The sequence below is a fragment of the Xenorhabdus khoisanae genome, assembly GCF_001037465.1.
GTDB lineage: Bacteria > Pseudomonadota > Gammaproteobacteria > Enterobacterales > Enterobacteriaceae > Xenorhabdus > Xenorhabdus khoisanae.
The window spans coordinates 1-6,098 of sequence record NZ_LFCV01000183.1 but is presented as its reverse complement, the minus strand read 5'-3'; the positions used below and the strand labels follow the sequence as shown (position 1 = coordinate 6,098).

The following is a 6,098-nucleotide window of genomic DNA, read 5'->3' as shown; positions in this document are numbered from 1 at the left end:
TTTGTTATTTTTTATTTTTCCAATATTTATATTCTTTTATAAAATTAAATTCCGGGTCAAAAATATAAATATTAAGCAAAGCATCAATAAAAACATTAACAGCACAAATAGCATTATCGTATTTAGTGAAATATATTATGCCAATGGCATAACCATGCATTAATCCTTTATTGTAAGCATGCTTTGACGCTTCCGATTTGTATGCATAACAAAAATCCTCACTAGTAAATGAATCATTTCTAAATGTATATTTAATTAGTTCTGATTCCTTATATATGTCATTGATTATACGATCATTAACCGCTTCATAGTTTTGTTTTTTCATATTCCAACATATTCTACTCTTATCTTTATTAATAAATTTTTTGGTGCTTCACCTGCCTTCTCCCAATAAATCCAATTCCATGATTTTTCAGGACCATTAGCATAAAGATAATATTGATCATAATCGTTCTCTTTAAAACCAGCTACCAACTGACAATCTTCTTTGTTTGGATTACCGTGAAATATTATGAGATATTTCGTCGTTAAATTAAGATGCGTTTTTTCAGAGGTTAATTTATTGTTATTATTAAAATTAACACCAATTTCATAAATAGATTGTGTACAAGGACTGGACCATGAAAATCTCACATACATAGACCCTGTATTATTCATATTTCATAAACTTGTTTCCGATCGTATACTTAAAACGACTTATCTTAGCGTTTGCTTATATTATGAATTTTCACAATTGACTTTATCAATAATTAAATTGATAGGAATGTGATTCGTATTTATTGTTTCTATACTATTAGTATAGTACAGAATTAAAATTTTTCTTTTTTTTATAAAGTTTTTCATTATTCATTAAATGATTATTTATTTTTATGTATTATCTATTTTTTCGGGGTAAAGTATAAATATGGATAAAGTTTTAATACCGTCTGTTTAAGTATGCTCTTGGCTTCTCCATCCAAGCTCCTTGAGTTTCTGAGCACGATTTGATGTGTGAAGTGACAGACTGATTTTAGTCACCCTCGTAGAGGTGATATTCTCACTTCAATGAAGAACCCCGCCGCAAGCAGCAAGCTGGTTAACAGTCTGAAGGGGGTGTCCAGCCGGAAAATGAAAATGTACTTCCCTGAACTCCATAAGGCGGCATGGAAAAACGATACGCTTTGGTCGCCGTCGTACTTTGCTGACAGCGTTGGAGGCGCTCCTCTTGAGGTGATTAAACGGTATATTGAGGAATAGAGCCACCCTCATTGAGCGGGCTATAGCCCGCTTGCGCTATCCTTCCTCGTCCTCAAAGAATGGGCTTGTTGCGTTTTTTGGTCATTTCATTAATGACACAAGATGGTTAATGCCGGGTTCCACCAAGAAGTCAAAATGAGTGACATCGAGTTTTATAATTTCAATCCCTCCCCGGAAACAATCTGCATTCTTCTCAAAAACAGAAAGTTCATCGTTAAGTGCACTAAAAATGGATGTCGGGGCAGCTATAAATTTTTGAGCTTTACGACTGAGCTCGCGTGAAATTTTCCGCGACTCGATGACCACTTTAGAGATGCGCCTGACCAGTTCAGGATTAGCGATAGAATATTTCTGACAGACAAATTCAACAAAACTAGCTTCATCACTGGATGCTTCCAGACACGCTTGCAAATCAGGATCATCAACATTGCGGGAAAAAACGGTAAAGAGCAGAGCAATTAACTCCTTATTATTGTATTCGTCAGATGGATTTGTTGTGGATAATCCTTTCAACATGCCGGGAGCAAGCAAGACAACCTTCTCCACTTTTTCTCCCATTGCCTCAAGCTGAAAAGCAGCTTCAAAAGCTAAATAACTTCCAAATGAATACCCCCAAAGATGATACGGCCCTTCTTTCTGAATTTTACGTATTTCTGCAATATCGGCAGATACCATTTCTTTGAGTGAGCTATAAGGAGTCTCATCTTCATTGATTCCGAATGCCTGGATTCCATAAAACGGCCGTTCTCTTGTCATTTTTTCGGCCAATATTCTTAAGCTAATGGGATATCCTCCCAATCCCGGCCAGCAAAATATCGGAGTTTTCATCCCCGAAGATTGCAGACAAACCAATCGAGAAGATTTTTTGGTAAGTCCTTGGTCAATAATTCCTGCGATTTCCTCAATTTTTGGGGCAGTAAAAATAATATGAAACGGCAACTTAACATTGAAGCGCATATTGATTGACAAGATGATATCAACAGCATTCAGCGAATTCCCACCTAGCTCAAAGAAATCATCAGTAACAGAGATAGTTTCAATCCCTAAAGTTCTTTTCCATATTTCAAGAATAGCTTCCTCAGTTGGGTTTCTGGGAAGAATAAATTCTTCGACATCACGTTCATCTATAAGAGTTTTTATTTTTCGCATGTCAATTTTTCCATTAACTGTATGCGGCATCGAATCAACAAAAACAAAAACACTTGGGATCATATAGCCTGGAATCAGCTCACTTAATTTTTGCTTGAAACATGAAACCAGTTCATCTCTACTCATTTTTTCCTGCAATATAAATATACTCTCATTGGCGCTAATTTGTATGCAGGCTGCCAGATACTTGCGCCCATGTTGCCCTTCATTAACCAAAACTGCTGCGCTTTCTACCAGATTGAGGCTTTCCAGAACAATTTTGACTTCTTCAAGCTCGATCCTCAGCCCATTTATTTTTACCTGAGTATCACTCCTTCCAACAAAATGATAGACCCCTTCACTGCCTAAATACGCAAGATCACCCGTTCTATATACCCTGATAGGCTCGAAATTATTCCCAATAGGATATTCGATAAAACGCTCACGGGTTAAATCGCTTCGATTAAGATATCCGCGAGCGACTTGTACCCCTGAGACGCATATTTCCCCAATGTTTCCGTCAGGGACCGGTAAGCCAGCATCATCTAAGATATAGAATTGGGTATTATCAACTGGGATGCCAATAGGAACTCCGACATTTTCATCAACATGTAAATTCGCTTGGGTAACTTCATAGAAAGAAGCATTACATGTACATTCAGACGGCCCATATAAATTAACCAGCATACAATTTGGCAATGCGTCAAAACATTGCTGTACAAGTTTCTTGGTTAAGCTTTCCGCTCCACATAGAATATGCGTCAACGAGGTACATTCGGAAAATTGTGGCTTATTGACAAGTGCCTGCAAAAGAGTAGGTACGCATTGTAGTAATGTCACTTTATTGGAAATAATTTTATCGATCAGATCGAATATATTTTTATCAACCCCGAAATTACTTACAACCAATTTAGTGCCACTACAGATTGATAACATTTCCCACTGCGCAGCATCAAAACTGATGGATGCTTTATGAATTATTGTCTTATCGGCTCCCAGATATCCCATTCTCATAAGCCAACGCATTTGATTAATTATGCTGCGATGTTCAATCGGTACACCTTTGGGTTTCCCTGTGCTACCGGAAGTATAAACAATATAGGCAAGATTCTCGGGATTAAGCTTGATTACTGTAGGCGCTGATACCGTATGACCTTTCGATATTGAAAAATCATACACATCCTCAAGTGTAATTATCTTGGTTTCTTTTGAAATGAACTTTGCAAGCTCACTCTTTAATTTTTCTTGGGTGAAAATAATTTTAATGGCAGCATTTTCAATCATGAAACCTAGCCGTTCAGGCGGATATCCGGGTGTTAAAGGTGAATATGCGCTTCCTGAAAAAATAATACCCCAAATTCCAATCATTTGTTCAAGCGAGGGATCTGTAAACAGGCCAATGCAATCGTCTGGTGAACATCCCAAGTAACGCAGGTAGTTTGCCAAATGAAGCCCGGTGTTTGCTAATTCGTTATAACTGAGGGCTTCATCTTCAAACGTTACAGCAATATTGTTTGGTGTTCTGAAAACGTGGGAGAAAAAAAGCCCAGGAAGGCTTTCGGTATTACAATACTCGAATATCACTCCTTCGGGCTTACGTGAAATACAGGTTTTTATGGGCGCTTGACTACCGTACACAGTATCGGATGGAATAATTTTCCATTCGAAATCTTTAGCGTGCATAAGTTGCGTCCAGCCGTATTTCGACTCTTTTAATTGCATATCTATTACCTTCTGAAATGGTATCAGGAATTCCCTATTAATCCCGTGCAGCTAATGAATAAAATAGGGGTTAGCGAAACAACTGACAAAAGAGCTTTTTGCATGACCTTGAAAAAAACAGAATAAAGAAAGCTCCCTTATATTGAAATCCACTTATATTTAAGATATTCGCTCTGATACAGCCATAAGAATAGCTGCTACAACCCCTTTAGCCGCAAGTGAAACTTCGTCGGTAGATAAGAAACTAGGCGCAATACGAATATTCGAATCCTGAGGATCTTTCCCATATGGAAAAGTAGCTCCTGCTGGTGTTAATACGATACCGAGATCAGCTGCTAATTTCACGGTGCGTTTCGCACATCCATCTGGAATATCCAATGAAATAAAATAACCGCCAAGTGGTTCACTCCAATTTACTATTGAAAATTGACTTAGTTCTTCTTTAAAGATTTTAATGATAGTTGAAAATTTTGGCGCCAATATCTCACGATGTGAAACCATGAGGGTTTTGATCCTCTCATGAGATTGAAGGAAACGAACGTGTCTAAGCTGATTTAATTTATCTGGACCCACAGTCCTAATCGCAGATCTTGCCAGCCACCATTTTATATTCGATTCTGAAGAGGCAAAAGCAGCAATACCTGAACTGGGTAGAGTTATTTTAGATGTCGATGTAAAAACATAAGGTCGATTAGGATAACCTTCTGAAGAACAAACAGATATTATTTCATCAATTTTTATTTCCTTACCAGTCAAGTCATGGACGGCGTACGCATTATCCCAGAATAATCTGAAATCATGTGCTGCAGCTTTTAATCCTGCCAGACGCCTTATGACTTCTGACGAATATGTCACTCCTGTTGGGTTACTATATTTTGGAACACACCAAATACCTTTAATAGACACATCCTTAGACACCAATTCTTCAATGATATCAATGTCCGGACCATTATCTCTCATCGGTACTGGGATCATGTTTATCCCCATTTCTTCACAGATATTAAAGTGTCTGTCATATCCTGGAACAGGGCAAATGAAACTTATCTTTTCATAAGATGACCATGGAGGTGAAGAATCATCTGGGCCATAAATCATGAGTGCTGCAATAACTTGATACATAATTTCCAGGCTCGAGTTTCCTGCAGCAACTACATTACTTTTATCGATATCTAGGAGGCCAGCAAAGAGAGCTTTCATTTCAGAAATTCCTGCCGGTTCTCCATAATTTCGACAGTCAATATTTTCTTCAGAAAGAAAATCATTAACTGGATTCCACTCTAACATTGGTAAAGATAACTCTAGTTGTTTGGTGGACGGTTTTCCTCTGGCTATATTTATGTTGATGTTTAACCTGAGTACTTCTTCCCATAATTTTTCTGCCTTGTACTTAATGGCTTTAATTGTCTCAGGATCCCGTGGTAAGACTAGCAAGTTTCGATAATAAATATTTTCCATTAATATCCACTTAATATAATAAGGTTGAAATTACTATAACAGTCATTTTTCAAATCACAGATTTGTTAGCTATACTTACTCTTCTCAGTCACATAGTTATCTATACCCGTCGTCTTTCAAGTTGCCACTTTGTTGGCTGCATCTTGAAATTCATTGGGTATATGTTCTTAGGAATCTGTTTCTTTACTACCGCACCGTGCATTTAATTATTTGATATATATGTATTTTTATAATTTATAAAACTATGGTGGCATATCATCTATTACTATTACAGGAAATTGTTTTATGAGAATAGATCTATATTTCATAAGTGTTGTGACACGTGGGTCTATAATATTTTCAGAAAAAAAGCCAAGTTGAGGCGAAAATTTCAATATATCTGGTTACTACTTATGACACCCAAAATAGCTTGATATTTAGTCAAAAACTCATGGAAAAATTATAATAAGAATAGCTTCCTAATAAATAAACCAAACTATTTCATATGGAGTGAATTATTTTCATAACTATATTAAACAACATGTTAAACAGTTAATATAAAACATATTAACTATATT

At 36.7% G+C, this 6,098-nt stretch carries 5 protein-coding genes; 1 reads left to right on the top strand and 4 read right to left on the bottom strand.

Going from position 1 to position 6,098, the window contains the following annotated elements:
- Positions 1–4 precede the first annotated feature (4 nt).
- On the bottom strand, positions 5–325 hold the full coding sequence (locus tag AB204_RS19605; RefSeq protein ID WP_047965071.1) for a lectin MOA-related protein: 321 nt from the start codon (positions 323–325) through the stop codon (positions 5–7).
- Positions 322–633, bottom strand: a complete 312-nt coding sequence (locus AB204_RS19600) for a hypothetical protein (RefSeq protein ID WP_152671587.1) — start codon at positions 631–633, stop codon at positions 322–324. The genes AB204_RS19605 and AB204_RS19600 overlap by 4 nt, the downstream gene beginning before the upstream one ends.
- 411 nt (positions 634–1,044) lie before the next feature.
- On the opposite strand from AB204_RS19600, the gene tnpA reads away from it, so the two are divergent.
- Positions 1,045–1,236: an IS200/IS605 family transposase gene (gene tnpA, locus AB204_RS19595; protein WP_268802312.1), complete on the top strand. Its 192-nt coding sequence runs from the start codon at positions 1,045–1,047 to the stop codon at positions 1,234–1,236.
- 81 nt (positions 1,237–1,317) lie between these two features.
- Here tnpA and AB204_RS19590 read toward each other — a convergent pair whose 3' ends face one another.
- Together AB204_RS19590 and AB204_RS19585 are read right to left on the bottom strand one after the other, a co-directional pair.
- A complete protein-coding gene (locus tag AB204_RS19590) occupies positions 1,318–4,086 on the bottom strand; it encodes a non-ribosomal peptide synthetase family protein (protein WP_047965069.1) in 2,769 nt (922 codons plus the stop codon).
- Between the two features lie 159 nt (positions 4,087–4,245).
- A complete protein-coding gene (locus tag AB204_RS19585) occupies positions 4,246–5,541 on the bottom strand; it encodes an aminotransferase class I/II-fold pyridoxal phosphate-dependent enzyme (RefSeq protein WP_084728637.1) in 1,296 nt (431 codons plus the stop codon).
- Between the last annotated feature and the right edge of the window lie 557 nt (positions 5,542–6,098).